This is a genomic window from Burkholderia sp. HAN2018, from assembly GCF_024704855.1.
GTDB lineage: Bacteria > Pseudomonadota > Gammaproteobacteria > Burkholderiales > Burkholderiaceae > Burkholderia > Burkholderia cepacia.
In genome coordinates, this window is the sequence record NZ_QOBB01000040.1 from 1 (window position 1) to 16,012 (window position 16,012).

At 65.0% G+C, this 16,012-nt stretch carries 15 protein-coding genes and 4 tRNA genes; 8 read left to right on the top strand and 11 right to left on the bottom strand.

Annotated elements, in window-relative coordinates; translation table 11 throughout:
- Nucleotides 1-71 precede the first annotated feature (71 nt).
- The gene (locus tag DPV74_RS12835) at nucleotides 72-557 is read right to left on the bottom strand and encodes a GNAT family N-acetyltransferase (RefSeq protein WP_027787991.1); all 486 of its coding nucleotides are present in this window, start codon (nucleotides 555-557) and stop codon (nucleotides 72-74) included.
- Nucleotides 558-684: 127 nt separating this feature from the next.
- Nucleotides 685-1,557 carry a pirin family protein gene (locus DPV74_RS12840; protein WP_060196103.1) on the bottom strand — a complete coding sequence of 291 codons (873 nt, stop codon included), beginning with the start codon at nucleotides 1,555-1,557 and terminating at the stop codon, nucleotides 685-687.
- Nucleotides 1,558-1,666: 109 nt separating this feature from the next.
- Here DPV74_RS12840 and DPV74_RS12845 point away from each other — a divergent pair, with 109 nt between their 5' ends.
- Nucleotides 1,667-2,584: a LysR family transcriptional regulator gene (locus tag DPV74_RS12845; protein ID WP_021163092.1), complete on the top strand. Its 918-nt coding sequence runs from the start codon at nucleotides 1,667-1,669 to the stop codon at nucleotides 2,582-2,584.
- A gap of 102 nt (nucleotides 2,585-2,686) precedes the next feature.
- A complete protein-coding gene (locus tag DPV74_RS12850; RefSeq protein ID WP_021163091.1) occupies nucleotides 2,687-3,190 on the top strand; it encodes a GAF domain-containing protein in 504 nt (167 codons plus the stop codon).
- A gap of 154 nt (nucleotides 3,191-3,344) precedes the next feature.
- On the opposite strand, the gene map is transcribed toward DPV74_RS12850, so the two are convergent.
- Complete coding sequence (gene map / locus DPV74_RS12855; RefSeq protein WP_119337342.1) at nucleotides 3,345-4,151, bottom strand: type I methionyl aminopeptidase; 807 nt, start codon at nucleotides 4,149-4,151, stop codon at nucleotides 3,345-3,347.
- Nucleotides 4,151-4,387, bottom strand: a complete 237-nt coding sequence (locus DPV74_RS12860) for a ParD-like family protein (protein WP_021163089.1) — start codon at nucleotides 4,385-4,387, stop codon at nucleotides 4,151-4,153. Before DPV74_RS12860 ends, map begins: the two co-directional genes overlap by 1 nt.
- A gap of 146 nt (nucleotides 4,388-4,533) precedes the next feature.
- Here DPV74_RS12860 and DPV74_RS12865 point away from each other — a divergent pair, with 146 nt between their 5' ends.
- The 3 genes from DPV74_RS12865 (at nucleotide 4,534) to DPV74_RS12875 (ending at nucleotide 7,361) form a co-directional block, all read left to right on the top strand.
- Nucleotides 4,534-5,154, top strand: coding sequence for a helix-turn-helix domain-containing protein (locus DPV74_RS12865; RefSeq protein ID WP_027787996.1), 621 nt, complete (start codon nucleotides 4,534-4,536; stop codon nucleotides 5,152-5,154).
- A 58-nt stretch (nucleotides 5,155-5,212) separates the two neighbouring features.
- Complete coding sequence (locus DPV74_RS12870; RefSeq protein ID WP_119337343.1) at nucleotides 5,213-5,761, top strand: GNAT family N-acetyltransferase; 549 nt, start codon at nucleotides 5,213-5,215, stop codon at nucleotides 5,759-5,761.
- A 442-nt stretch (nucleotides 5,762-6,203) separates the two neighbouring features.
- A complete protein-coding gene (locus DPV74_RS12875) occupies nucleotides 6,204-7,361 on the top strand; it encodes a DUF4382 domain-containing protein (protein WP_119337344.1) in 1,158 nt (385 codons plus the stop codon).
- A 239-nt stretch (nucleotides 7,362-7,600) separates the two neighbouring features.
- On the opposite strand, the gene DPV74_RS12880 is transcribed toward DPV74_RS12875, so the two are convergent.
- From DPV74_RS12880 to uvrC, 7 genes are all read right to left on the bottom strand, one after another.
- Nucleotides 7,601-8,194 carry a hypothetical protein gene (locus DPV74_RS12880; RefSeq protein WP_119337345.1) on the bottom strand — a complete coding sequence of 198 codons (594 nt, stop codon included), beginning with the start codon at nucleotides 8,192-8,194 and terminating at the stop codon, nucleotides 7,601-7,603.
- Between the two features lie 672 nt (nucleotides 8,195-8,866).
- Nucleotides 8,867-8,940 (bottom strand) — tRNA-Cys (locus DPV74_RS12885).
- Between the two features lie 100 nt (nucleotides 8,941-9,040).
- A tRNA-Gly gene (locus tag DPV74_RS12890) sits at nucleotides 9,041-9,116 on the bottom strand.
- Nucleotides 9,117-9,167: 51 nt separating this feature from the next.
- Nucleotides 9,168-9,243, bottom strand: a tRNA-Gly gene (locus DPV74_RS12895).
- A 53-nt stretch (nucleotides 9,244-9,296) separates the two neighbouring features.
- Nucleotides 9,297-9,372: transfer RNA gene (locus DPV74_RS12900), tRNA-Gly, on the bottom strand.
- Nucleotides 9,373-9,517: 145 nt separating this feature from the next.
- Complete coding sequence (gene pgsA, locus DPV74_RS12905; RefSeq protein WP_021163085.1) at nucleotides 9,518-10,105, bottom strand: CDP-diacylglycerol--glycerol-3-phosphate 3-phosphatidyltransferase; 588 nt, start codon at nucleotides 10,103-10,105, stop codon at nucleotides 9,518-9,520.
- 90 nt (nucleotides 10,106-10,195) lie between these two features.
- Nucleotides 10,196-12,229 (bottom strand): excinuclease ABC subunit UvrC, encoded by a 2,034-nt coding sequence (uvrC, locus tag DPV74_RS12910; protein ID WP_119337346.1) that lies wholly within the window; start codon nucleotides 12,227-12,229, stop codon nucleotides 10,196-10,198.
- 76 nt (nucleotides 12,230-12,305) lie between these two features.
- Between uvrC and earP the strand changes: the two genes are divergently transcribed.
- The 3 genes from earP (at nucleotide 12,306) to DPV74_RS12925 (ending at nucleotide 15,831) form a co-directional block, all read left to right on the top strand.
- Nucleotides 12,306-13,490 (top strand): elongation factor P maturation arginine rhamnosyltransferase EarP, encoded by a 1,185-nt coding sequence (gene earP / locus DPV74_RS12915; RefSeq protein ID WP_060086481.1) that lies wholly within the window; start codon nucleotides 12,306-12,308, stop codon nucleotides 13,488-13,490.
- A 128-nt stretch (nucleotides 13,491-13,618) separates the two neighbouring features.
- Nucleotides 13,619-14,176: an elongation factor P gene (gene efp, locus DPV74_RS12920; protein WP_011351421.1), complete on the top strand. Its 558-nt coding sequence runs from the start codon at nucleotides 13,619-13,621 to the stop codon at nucleotides 14,174-14,176.
- Between the two features lie 269 nt (nucleotides 14,177-14,445).
- Nucleotides 14,446-15,831, top strand: a complete 1,386-nt coding sequence (locus tag DPV74_RS12925) for a sigma-54 dependent transcriptional regulator (RefSeq protein WP_027788001.1) — start codon at nucleotides 14,446-14,448, stop codon at nucleotides 15,829-15,831.
- Nucleotides 15,832-16,012 lie beyond the last annotated feature (181 nt).

Here is a 16,012-nt window from a genome sequence, read left to right on the forward strand (position 1 = left end):
GGCCGCGCAACGCGCGGACGCGCCGTCGGTCGCGCGCGCCGCGCACTGACTGCCGCGCGGCGCGGCGCGCATTACGCGCGTGCGCTGCTCATCCACACGTGCGGGATGCCGTCCTCGTCGTGCACGTCCGAGCTCGGCGCGAAGCCGAATGCCCCGTAAAAACGCTGCAAGTGAGCCTGCGCATGCAGGCTCACCGGCGTATCCGGCCACTGCGCGCGAATATGCTCGAGCGCGCGCGACAGCAGCCCGTTGCCCAGGCCGGCGCCGCGAAACGCGGCGGTCGTCAGCACGCGGCCGATGCGGACATCGGTGTTCTGCGCATCCGGCAACAGCACGCGCAGATAGCCGGCGAGGCGCCCGGCCGGATCGAATGCAGCCAGGTGCCACGCGGCCTGGTCCGCGTCGTCGATGTCGCGATACACGCAATTCTGCTCGACGACGAACACGGCGCTGCGGGCTTCGAGGATCGAATAGACTTCGCGCGCCGTCAGCGCGTCGAAGGATTTCCAGCGCCAGTCGAGATCGGCGGCGCTCGGGGATGCGGCGGATGCGTTCATGGTCGGTCCTGATTCGGGCGCGCCGGCCGGCGCGCGGCAATCGTCGATTATGCCCCGAAGCGCACGCGCCGCGCGACCGGCTGCCCGCCCCCGAAAAAAAGGCCCCGCATTGCGCGGGGCCTGTCCGTCATGCCGGCATCTGGCCGAAGCGGCCGTTGTTGAAGTCCTCGATCGCGGTGCGGATCTCCGCTTGCGAGTTCATCACGAACGGCCCGTATCCGACGACGGGCTCGTCGATCGGTTCGCCGCTCAGGATCAGCAGCTTCGCGTCGCCGTTCGCTTCGATCTCGACGTCGCTACCGTCGCGACCGAGCTGCACGAACTGCGCTTCGCGGGCGACCGTCTCGCCGTTCACCTGCACGGTACCGCTCAGCACGACCACCGCGAGCGTGCGCCCTTCGGCGACCGGGAACCGCGCATGGCCGCCGGCCACGAGCCGCACGTCCCATACGTCGATCGGCGTATGCGTGCGGGCCGGGCCGCGCCGCCCGTCGAGCTCGCCCGCGATGATCCGCGCACGCCCCGCGCCGTCAGGCAGCTCGACCACGGGGATGTCGGCATCCAGCAGCGTCTGGTAGCCGGGCGCCCCCATCTTGTCCTTGGCGGGCAGGTTCACCCACAGCTGGACCATCTCGAGCGGGCCGCCACGCTTGGTGAACCCCTCCGAGTGGAATTCCTCGTGCAGGATCCCGCTCGCGGCCGTCATCCACTGCACGTCACCCGGGCCGATCACGCCGCCCGCGCCGGTCGAGTCGCGGTGCGCGACCTCGCCGTCATAGACGATCGTCACCGTCTCGAACCCGCGGTGCGGATGCTGGCCGACACCGCGCGGCGCCGAGGCCGAGCCCGGCTCGAACGTGGCCGGGCCGGCATAGTCGAGCAGCAGGAACGGGCTCAGATGCGCGCCGTGAGACTGGTAGCTGAACATCGAACGCACCGGGAAACCGTCGCCGACCCAATGGCCGCGCGGCGCACTGTACACACCCTGGATCTTCTTCATTGCCTTCTCCGAATTGCGGCGAAACACGTGTTTCGCATCCTGGACAGGAATATAGAGGTGGAACGATCGATCCGGTAGACTGCCAAAATCGCACTCAGCGTTCCATTTCATGAACGATAAAGCGCGGGATCTGAACGATCTCTATTATTTCGTGCAGGTCGTCGAACACGGCGGCTTCGCACCGGCCGGGCGTGCGCTGGACATGCCGAAATCGAAGCTGAGCCGCCGCATCGCGCTGCTCGAGGCGCGGCTCGGGATGCGGCTGATCCAGCGCTCGACGCGCCGCTTCACCGTTACCGACGTCGGCCAGACCTACTACGCGCATTGCCGCGCGATGCTCGTCGAGGCCGATGCGGCCGACGAGGCGATCGCGCTGCTGCACGAGGAGCCGCGCGGCATCGTGCGCGTCAGTTGCCCGATCGTGCTGCTCGATTCGCTCGTCGGCGAGATGATCGCCGCGTTCATGGTCGCGTGCCCGCGCGTCGAGATTCATCTGGAAGCGACCAACCGGCGCGTCGACGTGGTCGGCGAAGGGATCGACGTCGCGATCCGCGTACGCCCGCCGCCGCTCGAGGACAGCGATCTCGCGCTGCGCGTGCTGGCCGAGCGCGGCCAGTGCCTCGTCGCGAGCCCCGCACTGCTGCGCGAGCATGGCGCACCGGCCGTTCCCGCCGATCTCGCGCGCCTGCCGAGCCTCGATCACGGCGTCCCGCAGTCCACGCACGTGTGGCGGCTGCGCGGGCCCGACGGCGCGCATGCGGAAATCCACCACCTGCCGCGCTTTGTGACCGGCGGCATGCTCGCGTTGCGCGCAGCGGCCGTCGCGGGTGTCGGCATCGTGCAGTTGCCGACGATGATGGTGCGCGACGAGGTCGCGCGCGGCGCGCTGGTAACCGTGCTGCCCGACTGGGCACCGCGCCGCGAGATCGTGCATGCGGTGTTCGCGTCGCGCCGGGGGTTGCTGCCTGCGGTGCGCGCGCTGCTCGATTTTCTGGCCGCGCGGTTTGCCGAACTCGAACCCGACTGAGCTCGCCGCGTCACGCGCAACCGCGCGCTGCAAACCGTGCGTGCGTGCCGTAGACTGCGGTACGCGCATCGCGCATTCCACAACCCTGATCGCTTTTCCGCCATGTTCACGCTGTCCAACGACCCCAACGCCTCCAAGGCCGATCAATACGCGACGCTCGTCGAGCAAGCACGCGCGCTCGTCGAATCCGAACGCGACCTGACCGCGAACGCGGCCAACTTCGCCGCGCTGGTCTACCACTCGCTCGACCGTCTCAACTGGGCCGGCTTCTACTTCTTCGACGGGACGGAGCTCGTGGTCGGGCCGTTCCAGGGCAAGCCCGCCTGCGTGCGGATCGCGCTCGGCAAGGGCGTGTGCGGCACGGCTGCGCAGACGCGCGAGACGCAGGTCGTGCGCGACGTGCATGACTTCCCCGGCCATATCGCGTGCGACGCCGCGTCGGAATCGGAAATCGTCGTGCCGCTGGTGGCCGGCGACGGCACGCTGATCGGCGTGTGGGACGTCGACAGCCCGGTAGCCGCGCGCTTCGACGAAGAAGACCGCCAGGGGATGGAGGCGCTCTGCCGCGTATTCGTCGAATCCGCCTGGCAGAAGGCGCGCGGTTGAGCAACGGCTGAGCCGCGTTCATCCACCGCGCGGCGCGCGGCAGGTCGCCGCGTTCACGCATGAATCGCGCCGCATGACCTCGAACGAAACGGGCTCCGCAAAGGAGCCCGTTTCACTGTGCCGCCGCACCGCCCTTCGCGGCGCACTTTACGCGTCAGGCAGCATGCGTGCCGGACAGCGCCGGGAACGCTTGCGGCTTCACATCCTCGGTCAGCACCTCGAAGCCCGTTTCCGTCACCACGACCATGTGCTCCCATTGGGCCGACAACGAATGGTCCTTCGTGACGACCGTCCAACCGTCCGCCAGCATGCGCGTGTCGCGCTTGCCCGCGTTGAGCATCGGCTCGATCGTGAAGATCATCCCCGGCCGCAGCGGTACACCGGTGCCCGGGCGGCCGTAGTGAAGCACCTGCGGCTCGTCGTGATAGACGTCGCCGATGCCGTGCCCGCAGTACTCGCGAACCACGCTGAATCCTTCGCGATGCGCGACCTGCTGGATCGCGTAGCCGACGTCGCCAAGCGTGGCACCCGGGCGTACCGCGCGGATGCCCGCATGCATCGCCTCATAGGTCGTCGCGACGAGGCGCCGCGCGAGTTCGTTCGGTTCGCCGACGTAATACATGCGGCTCGTATCGCCAAACCAGCCGTCCTTGATCACCGCGATGTCGAGGTTCACGATGTCGCCGTCGCGCAACGGCCGCGACGTCGGGATACCGTGACACACCACGTGGTTGACCGACGTGCACAGCGTCTTCGGATAACCGTGGTAGCCGATGTTCGCCGGGATCGCCCCGAGCACGTCGACGATGTATTCGCGGCAGCGTGCGTCCAGTTCGTCGGTGGTGACGCCCGGCTTCACGTGCTCGGTGATCATCGTCAGCACCTGTGACGCCAGCTTCGCGGCTTCGCGCGACTTGGCGATTTCCGCCATGCCGCGGATCGGGATGTCTCGCTTCGCCATTACGCCACCTGCTCGATGCCGTGTTCGACCGGTTCCGCCGGCCCCGCGTCGCCGCCCCGTGCTTCGGCCTCGATCAGCATCCGGCAGATGTCGCCGTAGGACAGCGCCGGATTGAGTTCCGCCAGCATCCCGACGCGCAGCCAGTGCTCGGCCTGTGCGTTGATCGAGCGGCTCAGCGCCGTGCTGGTCGAGCGCAGCCGCTCGTGCATGTGCTCGGAAATCTTGATGATGCCCATATATCCCCAATTAAACGAAACGTAGCCGGTTCGTATATTACGCCGCGGTCGGCTGGCGGGCAAGCCATGCGGATTCCGTTGATACGTCCGCCAGCCCGTCACCAGCGTTGACACTGAATTCCAGTTTGCTGGAAAATAAATCCACCATGAAAGAATCCGTCACCGCCGCTGCCGACGACACCGGCATCAACGAACGCATCGCCCGGCGCGTGCGCGACCTGCGCACCGTACGAGGCTACACGCTCGATGCACTGGCTGCGCGCTCCGGCGTCAGCCGTTCGATGATCTCGCTCATCGAACGTGCATCGGCCAGCCCGACGGCCGTCGTGCTCGACAAGCTGGCAGCCGGTCTCGGCGTGTCGCTGGCCGGGCTGTTCGGCGGCGACCACGACGACGCGCCCGCGCAGCCGCTGGCACGCCGCGCGCAGCAGGCCGAATGGCGGGATCCGGCGTCCGGTTATGTGCGCCGCAACCTCTCCCCGGCTGGCTGGCCGTCGCCGATCCAGCTCGTCGAGGTGGATTTCCCGCCCGGTGCGCGCGTCGCGTACGACAGTGGCGGGCGCGAAAGCGCGTTGCATCAGCAGGTGTGGATCATCAGCGGCCGCGTCGACGTCACGCTCGGCGAAACGCTTCACGAACTTCACGAAGGCGACTGCCTGGCCATGCGGCTCGACCAGCCGCTGATTTTCAGCAATCCGTCGCCGCACGCCGCGCGTTATGTCGTCGTGATCTGCGACGCGTCCGCCGCCGGTATGCGCACCCTCTGATGAACGCGTCGTCGCAGCAGCCGTGCGCGCGACCCACTTACTGCCCACAGGAGTCCGTATGAATTCCCCGAAACAGCGCGACGACGTGCGCCTGACCGATTGCAGCGAGGCCGAGCATGCGCCGGCCATTCTCGAGATCCTGAACGACGCGATCGCGAACTCGACCGCGCTGTACGACTACAAGCCGCGTCCGCCGGAAGCGATGGTCGCGTGGTTCGCGGCGAAACGCGCAGGCGGCTTCCCGGTCATCGGCGCGGTCGACGCGTCGGGCACGCTGCTCGGCTTCGCGAGCTGGGGCACGTTCCGCGCGTTTCCCGCGTTCAAGTACACGGTCGAACACAGCGTGTACGTGCATCGCGACCAGCGTGGCCGCGGGCTTGGCGAAGTGCTGCTGCGCGAAGTCGTCCGGCGCGCGCGGGAAGCGGAAGTACACGTACTGGTCGGCTGCATCGATGCGGCCAATGCGGGGAGCATCGCACTGCATGCGAAGCTGGGATTCGTGCACTCGGGCACGATCAAGGAAGCGGGCTTCAAGTTCGGCCGCTGGCTCGATGCGGCGTTCTATCAGTTGACGCTCGACACGCCTGCGCAACCGGTGGACGGCTGAGCGGATGTCGCGATGGACGAGCGGCATCGCATGGCCGAAGCCTGCTCGCAGCGGGCTTTCGTATTTCTGGACGCCAGATCCCGCCACCGGAGTTGCAAAGCAACTTGCAGTGCCGAACGACGCAGTCATGTCTGCTCGCGTGGGGCATTCAAATAGACTTGGGCCAAGCGACGCTACCGTGTGACAAAAGAGACTTTGCCGGCGCATATGCTCGTCATCCGACATCAGGTCGTCGCCTCCTATCTGCGATGCGCATATCGCGAGCAACGAAGAAACAATCGCTCCTGGGTTCGCACGCTGCCATCCGAAGCGACACCAATCCCGGTAAAAATTGACCGATCAAACAGAATGTTACTGTTGGTTTCAAAGATGCCCCAATAGTAGGCTGGAGTGCCGCTATTCTTCTGTCACCCACAATAACGATCCCAACTTGGGGGGTGACATGAACAACATCATCAAAGGCGCCCTTTGCGCCGCCTTCGTACCATTCATCCTCGCCGGTTGCGGCGGCGGCGACGACGGTGGCGGCACGCAAACCGGTACGCTGCACGTCGCGATGACGGATGCGCCATCCTGTGGCTTCGACCATGTGTACATCACCGTCTCGCAAGTCCGCGTCAACGCAAACGCGAACGCCGCAGACAACGACGCCGGCTGGTCGACCGTATCCCTCGCTACACCGCAGAAAATCGATCTGCTGTCGCTGACCAACGGCGTGCTCGCCGATCTCGGGCAGACCGCCCTGCCCGCCGGCCAGTATCAGCAAGTCCGCCTGGTTCTCGCACAGAATCAAGGTAACAACCTCGCGAACTCGGTCGTCCCGACCGGCGGCAGCGAACAGGCGCTCGCCACGCCGAGCGCGACGCAAAGTGGCTACAAGATCATCCACCCGTTCACGGTCCAGCCCAACACGCTCGTCGATCTCGTGCTCGACTTCAACGCATGCAAGTCGATCGTCCAGCGCGGCAACGGCTCGTATGCGCTGAAACCCGTCGTCACTGCGGTCCCGACAGTTGTGAGCGGCGCGATCTCCGGTTACGTCGCCTCGGCCGAAGCCGGCGCGACGGTCTATGCCGAGCAAGGCGGCAAGGTCGTCCGCGGCACAGTGGCCGACAGCACCGGCAAGTTCGTGCTGTCGCCGCTGATCCAGAGCTCGACGCAAGGCAATTACGATGTCGTGATCGTGCAGAACAACTTCGCGTCGGGTATCGTGCGCTCCGTCCCGGTCGTCGTGAACACGACCACGGCGGTGTCGGCGTCGACCGCACCGATCACGCTGCCGGCGTCGACGATGAGCACCGTCAGCGGTGCGGTGACTGCCAGCGCCAATGCATTCGTGCGGGCGCTGCAGACGATCGACGCGAATGCCTACGAGATCACGTCGATCAACGCGAACCTGGATACGGGCGCCTATGCGCTCAACGTACCCACTGCCGCGCCGATCGTCGGCACTTACTCGGGTTCGCTACCGGTCGCGCTCGCCGCATCGCCGGCCGCCGCCGCACAATATACGATCGAAGCGGACGCAGCGTCGGGGGCAACGCAATCGACGAACGTCAACGCAACGACCAGCCAGTCGAACGTCAATTTCAGCTTCTGACGCGTCGGCAGCGCACCGAAAGGGCCGTTGGGCCCTTTCATCAATAACGGGAGAACGAAGTGAAAAAAGGGGTTATCGCGTTGCTTGCAGCGGCGAGCATGGTCGGCACGCTCAGTGGGTGCGTCGCATACGTTCCGGGTGCGCCGGTAGTTGTTGCACCGCAGGGTGGCCCGGGGAACGGATTCTGCCCACCGGGACAGGCGAAGAAAGGCAATTGCTGATTGCACAGGGGCCCGCATTCAGCGGGCCTGTCCAGACTTTGTTTGCGAATTACAGGCCATGGGAACTGGTTGCTGCGCCCCCAACCGGCGTATCGGCTCCGTTTCGTCAAGAGCACCGATGTCCGCAAGACACTCAACGAACCGGACGTAGAGTTCATCCTGTACTAGGCCGTTTGATCGCATCCATTCCATGGCTGCGTTTGGGTTCAGTAGCAAGACATGATGGAACTGCCCAGACGGCCCAGGCTTGGTTCGGATGAAATTCAGTTCGCGTAGCCCACTCATCCTGCGACGCCAGGTGTCGACAGCGCACTCGCCGGTGAATCCGACCTCTGCCGCCAAGGTCAAGGGATCGGCAATTGACAGCACTGGATAATTCCACGCCCTTGCCCACAGGCAGAAAAGTGTTTGACCTGCTGGCTGTCTCTTTGACTGGGCGTCGACGGCTTGCATCGCAATCGGTAGCGTACGAGGAATAGTGACGAACCCAACGTTTCGATGTGGGTGCCAAAGCCAAATTTCAGGTATGCCGGGAAAATGAAGATCCAGCAGTTGCTGGGCACGGTCAGCCATTTTCAGACGACGAGGAATTGTATGTTGAATGTTCGCCATGGTCGTCCCCTGGATGCCGCTTATTTGTCTGATGTTTTAATTGGGATCGCCTGCCAGACCACAAGTTTCGATGCTGCGTTTGGCCTCGCAACGACGCAACTTCGTCCGGACGCGCCCCCTTTTCCGTGGCAGTGGAGAGCGACCGCACCACGTTTCGGACGCCCTCCCGAGACGCATGCAAGTTGAATCGTCGGGTGATCGTGAATGGGCAACGACTATCGTTCCCAACGCAACTGATGAAGCGAACAACGTGCCAGCCTCACGACTGCACCGCCCGAACAGTGCTCGGCGATGCCGAGCATCAAGTACGGGCGAGTCCTGGCAAATGCGTTGCAGCGTCGATACACCGTGCGGGTGGTCAATGGGACGAAATCGGCGAAAAGTGTCGAGACTGACGATGTGAGAGGCGCCGCATCACAACGGTTCCGCGCTCGCCAAATGCCTTTACTGGAACTCGGCGAGTGTGCCAGTACGTCACCGAATAATGATTCGAACATGCAACACCGGCGCTGCATGCATGGCACCGCCCAAGTTACTTTGGCTCTGCGGCCATCTGTTCCGCCGGATAGAGCTGCAGCATCATGCGCGCAGCTTCCGCATTCTTCTTGTGCAACCGTTCGTGATAGTCAAAAGAAAAAGCCCTGATTTCTCAGGGCTTTTTCTTTTCTTACTTGGAGGCGCGAGCCGGAGTCGAACCGGCCTAAACGGCTTTGCAGGCCGCTGCATAACCGCTTTGCTATCGCGCCAAAAGCGGACTGTCCGGATGCCGTGAGGCAAGAGACAGATTTTTTATTCGAGGACCGGAGGTCCATCAAATAAAAAGGGAAGCGTGGCTTCCCCATTACTTGGAGCGGGAGACGAGTCTCGAACTCGCGACCTCAACCTTGGCAAGGTTGCGCTCTACCAACTGAGCTACTCCCGCATTGTCCTGCATCTGCAGCGCTTCGCCGTACCACACGCTGCCAGAAAAATCTGGAGCGGGAGACGAGTCTCGAACTCGCGACCTCAACCTTGGCAAGGTTGCGCTCTACCAACTGAGCTACTCCCGCATGTGTCCTGCATCTGCAGCGCTTTGCCGTACTACACGCTGCCAGAAAAAATCTGGAGCGGGAGACGAGTCTCGAACTCGCGACCTCAACCTTGGCAAGGTTGCGCTCTACCAACTGAGCTACTCCCGCATGTTGCTGCGCTACTGCTTCCCCGTCACACACTTACTTCGTCGTGCAGCGGAGAAGCGAGATTATGTCGAAGGCACATTCGTGTGTCAAGGGCTTTTCCAGCCCTTTTTCCAAAAAACCTGCTCGACCGAACGCGTGACACGCATCACGCGCCGCCGCGCTCGCGAATTTGCGGCCACGCGAGCTTCATGTAGTACAGCATCGACCAGATCGTCAGCACCGCCGCGAGATACATCAGCCACTCGCCCCACACGCGCGTATCGATCGTGGCGATGCCGAGCGGCAGCGGCCCGTAGAACAGCAGCATCGGAATCGCGACCATCTGGCATGCGGTCTTGAACTTGCCGAGCTGATTCACCGCCACGCTCTTCGACGCGCCGATCTGAGCCATCCATTCGCGCAGCGCCGAAATCGCGATCTCGCGGCCGACGATCACGAGCGCGATCGCCGCATCGACGCGCGAAATCTGCACGAGGATCAGCAGCGCCGCCGTCACCATCAGCTTGTCCGCCACCGGATCGAGAAAGGCGCCGAACGACGACGTCTGGTTCCACTTGCGGGCTAGAAACCCGTCGAACCAGTCGGTCAGCGCGGCGAGAATGAAGATCGCCGCCGCCGCGAGATTGCGGTGCGCGCCGCCCATCACCGTGTCCGGCAGATAGAACACGCCGACGACGAGCGGAATCAGCACGATCCGTACCCACGTCAGGAAAATCGGGAAATTGAACGGCATGGCATGCGGGACAGTAAAGGATTCGCAATTGTGCCGTGTCGACCGGCCTGCCACAAGAACGCTGGCAAGGCAGCCGGCCGCACGGCCGCGTCAGTGAAGCTGCTTGTAGATCTGCTCGGCGAGCGCATGCGAGATGCCCTCGACGCTCGCGAGTTCCTCGACGCTCGCGGCAACGACACCGCGCAACCCGCCGAACCGCGCGAGCAGCCGCTGCCGGCGCTTCGCGCCCACGCCCTCGAGCTCCTCGAGCCGTGACGTCTGGCGCGCCTTCGCCCGCTTCGCGCGCATGCCGGTGATCGCGAAGCGGTGCGCCTCGTCGCGAATCTGTGCGACGAGCATCAGGGCGGCGCTCTCCTTGCCGAGCTCGAGCGGCGTGCGGCCGTCCGCGAACACGAGCGTCTCGAGGCCGACCTTGCGCCCCTCGCCCTTCGCGACGCCGACCAGCATCGACGTATCGAGGCCGAGCTCGGTGAACACCTGGCGCGCGATTTCGACCTGACCCTTGCCGCCGTCGATCAGCACGATGTTCGGCAGCAGGCTCGACGCCTCGGCCTGGCGCGTCGACTCGCCGTCGATGCCGGCCGCTTCGTCGACAGCCGCCGCCTGGGCCGCCTGCTCGACCATCTTCTCGTAGCGGCGCGTGAGCACCTGCCGCATCGCCGCGTAGTCGTCGCCCGGCGTAATCCCGGTGATGTTGTAGCGGCGGTACTCGCCCGACTGCATCTTGTGATGGTGGTAGACGACGCACGACGCCTGCGTCGCCTCGCCCATCGTATGACTGATGTCGAAGCATTCGATCCGCAGCGTCGCGAGATCGTCGCATTCGTAGCTGAGCGTCTCCGCGAGCGCACGCGTGCGCGCCTGCTGCGAGCCCTGCTCGGACAGCAGCCGCATGAGCGCGATCTGCGCATTCTGCTCGGCCATCGACAGCCACGCGCGCCGCTGCCCCTGCGGCTGCCGCACCAGCGACACCTTGTGGCCGGCCTGCTCGGACAGCAATTCGAGCAGGTCGCGGCTCGCGGGCGCATGGCTCACGACCAGCACGGGCGGCACGCGATTGCCGAGATAGTGCTGAGCGATGAACGCGTCGAGCACCTCGGCCTCGACCGACGCCGCCGCGTCGCCGCGCGTGCGACCGGTTTCTTCGGCGGGCAGGTCGGGTAATGCTTCGGCCGGTGCAGCGGCCACCTCCGCCAGTTCGGACTCGTCGCCGAGACCGCCTTCGGCGAGCGTCAGCGCGCTTTCGACGTGCGTCGGGAAATACGCCTTGTCGCCGAGATGCCGGCCGCCGCGCACCATCGCAAGGTTCACGCACACGCGCCCGCCCTGCGCGACCACCGCCAGGATGTCGACGTCGCTGTCGCTGCCGACCTCGATCGCCTGCTGGTGCAGCACCGTCGCGAGCGAGCTCATCTGGTTGCGCACGGCCGCCGCCTGCTCGAATTTCAGCTCGGACGCGAACGCGTGCATCTTCTGCTCGAGCTCCTTCATCACTTCGGACTGCCGGCCAAGCAGGAAACGCGCGGCGTTCGACACGTCGATCGCGTAATCCTCGTCGGAGATCGCGCCGACGCACGGCGCCGTGCAGCGCCCGATCTGATGCAGCAGGCACGGCCGCGTGCGGTTGTTGAAGACCGAATCCTCGCAAGTGCGCAACTGGAACACGCGCTGCAGGATCTGGATGCTCTCGCGCACGGCCCAGGCGCTCGGGAACGGCCCGAAATACTGGTTCTGCTTGTCGACCGAGCCGCGGTAATAGGCCATGCGCGGAAAGCGGTGCGCGGTGAGCTTCAGGTACGGATACGACTTGTCGTCGCGAAACAGGATGTTGTAGCGCGGCGCGAGCGCCTTGATCAGGTTGTTCTCGAGCAGCAGCGCTTCGGCCTCCGAACGCGTGACGGTCGTCTCGATGCGCGCGATGCGCGTGACCATCATCGCGATGCGCGGCGACAGCTGCGTCTTCGTGAAATAGCTCGATACGCGCTTCTTCAGGTCGCGCGCCTTGCCGACATAGAGCACGGCGCCCGTCGTGTCGTAATAGCGATAGACGCCCGGCATGTGCGGCAACTGCGCAAGGATCTTCTTCGGTTCGAACGGGGTATCGGGAGCTTCAGGGGATGTCATGCGTGATCCGGGCGCCTTGTAACGCGGAACGGGTCTATTAGAATCGCCAGTTTAGAGCATTCACCGGCCCGCTTCGATGCCACGCACCACCGCTGCCCCCCTGCCCGCCGCGCCGGGCGAACCGATCGCCTGCGACCTCTTCTGTACCGTGATCGACAATTTCGGCGACATCGGCGTCTGCTGGCGCCTCGCGCGCCAGCTCGCGCACGAGCACGGCTGGCAGGTTCGCCTGTTCATCGACGACCTGCGCACGTTCTCGCGCCTGCTGCCCGGGGTCGATCCCGACGCGGGTCGGCAGACGGTCGACACGATCGTGGTCGAGCACTGGCATGCGGAAGTCGGCGACGCGCTGGAGATCGCCGATGTCGTGATCGAAGCGTTCGCGTGCGAGTTGCCCGGCGCGTATCTCGCGGCGATGGCGCGCCGCACGCGCCGCCCGGTGTGGATCAACCTCGAATACCTGAGCGCCGAGGACTGGGTCGCCGACTTCCATCTGCGCCCGTCGCCGCATCCGCGCTACCCGCTGCTGAAGACGTTCTTCTTCCCCGGCCTGTCGGCCGGCACCGGCGGCGTCCTGAAGGAGCACGACCTCGATTCGCGCCGCACGGCCTTTGAAGCCGACGCGGCAGCGCGCGACGCATGGTGGCGGCGCGCGACCGGCGGCGCGCCGCCGGCCGCCGGCACGACGGTCGTCAGCCTGTTCGCGTACGAGAATCCGGCCGTCGACGCGCTGCTCGCGCAGTGGCGCGACGGCCCGTCGCCGGTCGTCGCGCTCGTGCCGGCCGGCCGCGTGTCGCCTGCCGTCGCGCGTTTTTTCGGGGTCGAGTCGTTCGACGCGGGCACGCATGCGCACAGCGGCAACCTGACGGCTCACGGGCTCGCGTTCGTCCCCCAGGCTGACTACGATCCATTGCTGTGGGTGGCCGACATCAATTTCGTGCGCGGCGAGGATTCGTTCGTCCGCGCGCAGTGGGCACGCAAGCCGTTCGTGTGGCACATCTATCCGCAGGCCGACGACGTGCACCTGCCGAAGCTCGACGCCGCGCTCGCGCACCTGTCGGCCGGCCTCGCCGACGCGCCGCGCGCGGCGCTCGAGCGGTTCTGGCATGCCTGGAACGGCGCCGGCACGCCCGACTGGGCGGATTTCTGGCAGCACCGCGCCGCACTGGACGCCAACGCGGCCCGCTGGGCCGATGCGCTCGCGGCCGTCGGCGATCTCACGGGAAAGCTGGCGGAATACGCAAAATCTCAGTTAAAATAAGCGGTTATCCGACGGCCGACCGCGCAAGCGCTTGCTTTTGGCGCCCACCGGAACGCGTCTGCTTGGCGCCTCACCCGTTGTGCAACGCTCAGGCACCTATTTATTTGATTTGATCAGGACAGTTTTTTATGAAAACCGCACAGGAACTCCGCGTAGGCAACGTCGTGCAGATCGGCAGCGACGCATGGGTCATCGCCAAGGCTGAATACAACAAGTCGGGCCGTAACTCCGCCGTCGTCAAGATGAAGATGAAGAACCTGCTGACGAATGCAGGCCAGGAAGCGGTCTACAAGGCTGACGACAAGTTCGACGTCGTCGTACTCGACCGCAAGGAAGTGACGTACTCGTACTTCGCCGACCCGATGTACGTGTTCATGGACGCCGACTACAACCAGTTCGAAGTCGAAGCCGAAATGATGGGCGAAGCGCTGAACTACCTCGAAGACGGCATGGCTTGCGAAGTCGTGTTCTACAACGAGAAGGCGATCTCGGTCGAACTGCCGACGGTCCTCGTTCGCGAGATCACCTACACGGAACCGGCAGTCAAGGGCGACACGTCGTCGGGCAAGGTGCTGAAGAACGCCAAGCTCGCAACGGGCTTCGAACTGCAAGTGCCGCTGTTCTGCAACACCGGCGACAAGATCGAAATCGATACGCGCACGAACGAATACCGCAGCCGCGCGTAATCGCCGGCGATGCCCGCATCGAACAAAGCGCCCTTCGGGGCGCTTTTTGTTTGTCCGGCGCCAACAAGCGAGCGCGGGCCAGGCTCATGTAAAGCACAAAAGCCACCGGTAAAGATATTCAATTTGTATCATCGGTAACTGTTTTATAGCGCCGGAGAAATAATGCTCGTTACGCGTTCAGCGGGGCATAAAATCAGTCTTTAATCTGACATGCGGCTGCGGCCCCGATGACCGACAGCCCGCCTCTCTTGACTCGACTCGCGTCCACCATGCCACACGCCCTGATTGTCGAAGACGATCCCAACAGTCTGTCCGGCCTCACCGCGCTGCTCGCCGCGGACGGCTTCTCGGTCGACACGGCCACGTCGCTCGCCGAAGCGCGCACGGCGCTCGGCCGTTCGATTCCCGATGTCGTGCTCGTCGACCTGAACCTGCCGGACGGCAGCGGGTTCGACCTGCTCCAGCACCTGCCGCAGCAACAGCCGAACGGCTCGCTGCCCGTCATCGTGCTGACGGGCAATGCGACGGTCGAGAGCGCCATCGAGGGCCTGCGTCACGGCATCTGGGACTACCTGCTGAAGCCGATCAACATTCCGCGCCTGCGCAGTCTGCTCGCGCGGATTCCCCGCCCCTACGAACTGATCGACGAAGTGCAGTCGTTGCGCGCATCGCTACGCCATCTCGGCCGCTTCGGCGCGCTGGTCGGCCGCAGCGACGCGATGCAGCACGTGTACGACATGATCGAGCACAACGCGCGCACCGAAACGGCCGTCCTGTTCTCCGGCGAAGCCGGTACCGGCAAGAAGCTGGCCGCGCGCACGCTGCACGACCTGAGCCGGCGCCGCAAGGGGCCGTTCGTGTCGTTCGACTGCAGGACGATCGCGCAGGCCGGTCGGCACGGCGCATCGCTCGACAGCGTACTGTTCGGCCATGAGCGCGGCGCGTTCGACGGCGCCGAGCGCCGCGAATCGGGCCTGTTCGAGCAGGCCGGCGGCGGCACGCTGTTCCTCGACGAAATCACCGCGCTGCCGCTCGTGCTGCAGGAAGCGCTGCTGCATGCACTCGATTCGCAGAACTTCATGCGGATCGGCGGCACGAGTTCGATCACGAGCGATTTCCGGCTGATCGCGACCACGCGCCGCCCGGCACGCGAAGCGGTCGCGAACGGTACGCTGCGCGAGGATCTGTGGTTGCGCCTCGACGCGGCGTCGATCACGATGCCGCCGCTGCGCGAGCGCGACGGCGATGCACTCGCGATCGGCGACGCGCTGATCGACGAGTTGAACCGCGAAGCGCGCGCAACCGGCCGCAGCACGACCGACAAGCGCGCGGCACCGGGCTTCGTGCGCGAATGCCTGTCCTACGAATGGCCGGGCAACGTGCGCGAACTGCAGGAACGCGTGCGCTTCGCGTACGACGCATCGGGCGATTTCATCGAGACGCTGCGCGCGGGCGAGCCGAGTTTCTCGGCCGGCGCCGCGCTGAACGGCAGCAGCGTGCAGATCAAGGTCGGCACGCCGTTGTCTGACGTCGAGGATCTGCTGATCCGCGCGACCCTCGATGCGGTCGGCGGTACGCGCCACCGCGCGGCTACGCTGCTCGGCATCAGCCCGAAGACGCTGTACAACAAGCTGCAGCGGATGAAGGTGAACTGAGCGGGCGCGTCGATGCTTGCAGGCACTGGCGGAATCAGACCGTTAGTTGCACCAAGAGAATCACCGTCCCGGCCCGCTTGACTCGTGACGCTACCCGGTTCGCACCTGCAGTAACCCATGAAAAAGCCGCGCAACTGCGCGGCTTTTTGTTTCGGCGACCGGGGAATGGCACACGTCGCGC

What these genes read in the sequence shown, in the direction of transcription:
- DPV74_RS12835 (WP_027787991.1), bottom strand. Translation starts at nt 557, where the DNA reads ATGAACGCATCCGCCGCATCCCCGAGCGCCGCCGATCTCGACTGGCGC.
- DPV74_RS12840 (WP_060196103.1), bottom strand. Translation starts at nt 1,557, where the DNA reads ATGAAGAAGATCCAGGGTGTGTACAGTGCGCCGCGCGGCCATTGGGTC.
- DPV74_RS12845 (WP_021163092.1), top strand. Translation starts at nt 1,667, where the DNA reads ATGAACGATAAAGCGCGGGATCTGAACGATCTCTATTATTTCGTGCAG.
- DPV74_RS12850 (WP_021163091.1), top strand. Translation starts at nt 2,687, where the DNA reads ATGTTCACGCTGTCCAACGACCCCAACGCCTCCAAGGCCGATCAATAC.
- map (WP_119337342.1), bottom strand. Translation starts at nt 4,151, where the DNA reads ATGGCGAAGCGAGACATCCCGATCCGCGGCATGGCGGAAATCGCCAAG.
- DPV74_RS12860 (WP_021163089.1), bottom strand. Translation starts at nt 4,387, where the DNA reads ATGGGCATCATCAAGATTTCCGAGCACATGCACGAGCGGCTGCGCTCG.
- DPV74_RS12865 (WP_027787996.1), top strand. Translation starts at nt 4,534, where the DNA reads ATGAAAGAATCCGTCACCGCCGCTGCCGACGACACCGGCATCAACGAA.
- DPV74_RS12870 (WP_119337343.1), top strand. Translation starts at nt 5,213, where the DNA reads ATGAATTCCCCGAAACAGCGCGACGACGTGCGCCTGACCGATTGCAGC.
- DPV74_RS12875 (WP_119337344.1), top strand. Translation starts at nt 6,204, where the DNA reads ATGAACAACATCATCAAAGGCGCCCTTTGCGCCGCCTTCGTACCATTC.
- DPV74_RS12880 (WP_119337345.1), bottom strand. Translation starts at nt 8,194, where the DNA reads ATGGCGAACATTCAACATACAATTCCTCGTCGTCTGAAAATGGCTGAC.
- pgsA (WP_021163085.1), bottom strand. Translation starts at nt 10,105, where the DNA reads ATGCCGTTCAATTTCCCGATTTTCCTGACGTGGGTACGGATCGTGCTG.
- uvrC (WP_119337346.1), bottom strand. Translation starts at nt 12,229, where the DNA reads ATGACATCCCCTGAAGCTCCCGATACCCCGTTCGAACCGAAGAAGATC.
- earP (WP_060086481.1), top strand. Translation starts at nt 12,306, where the DNA reads ATGCCACGCACCACCGCTGCCCCCCTGCCCGCCGCGCCGGGCGAACCG.
- efp (WP_011351421.1), top strand. Translation starts at nt 13,619, where the DNA reads ATGAAAACCGCACAGGAACTCCGCGTAGGCAACGTCGTGCAGATCGGC.
- DPV74_RS12925 (WP_027788001.1), top strand. Translation starts at nt 14,446, where the DNA reads ATGCCACACGCCCTGATTGTCGAAGACGATCCCAACAGTCTGTCCGGC.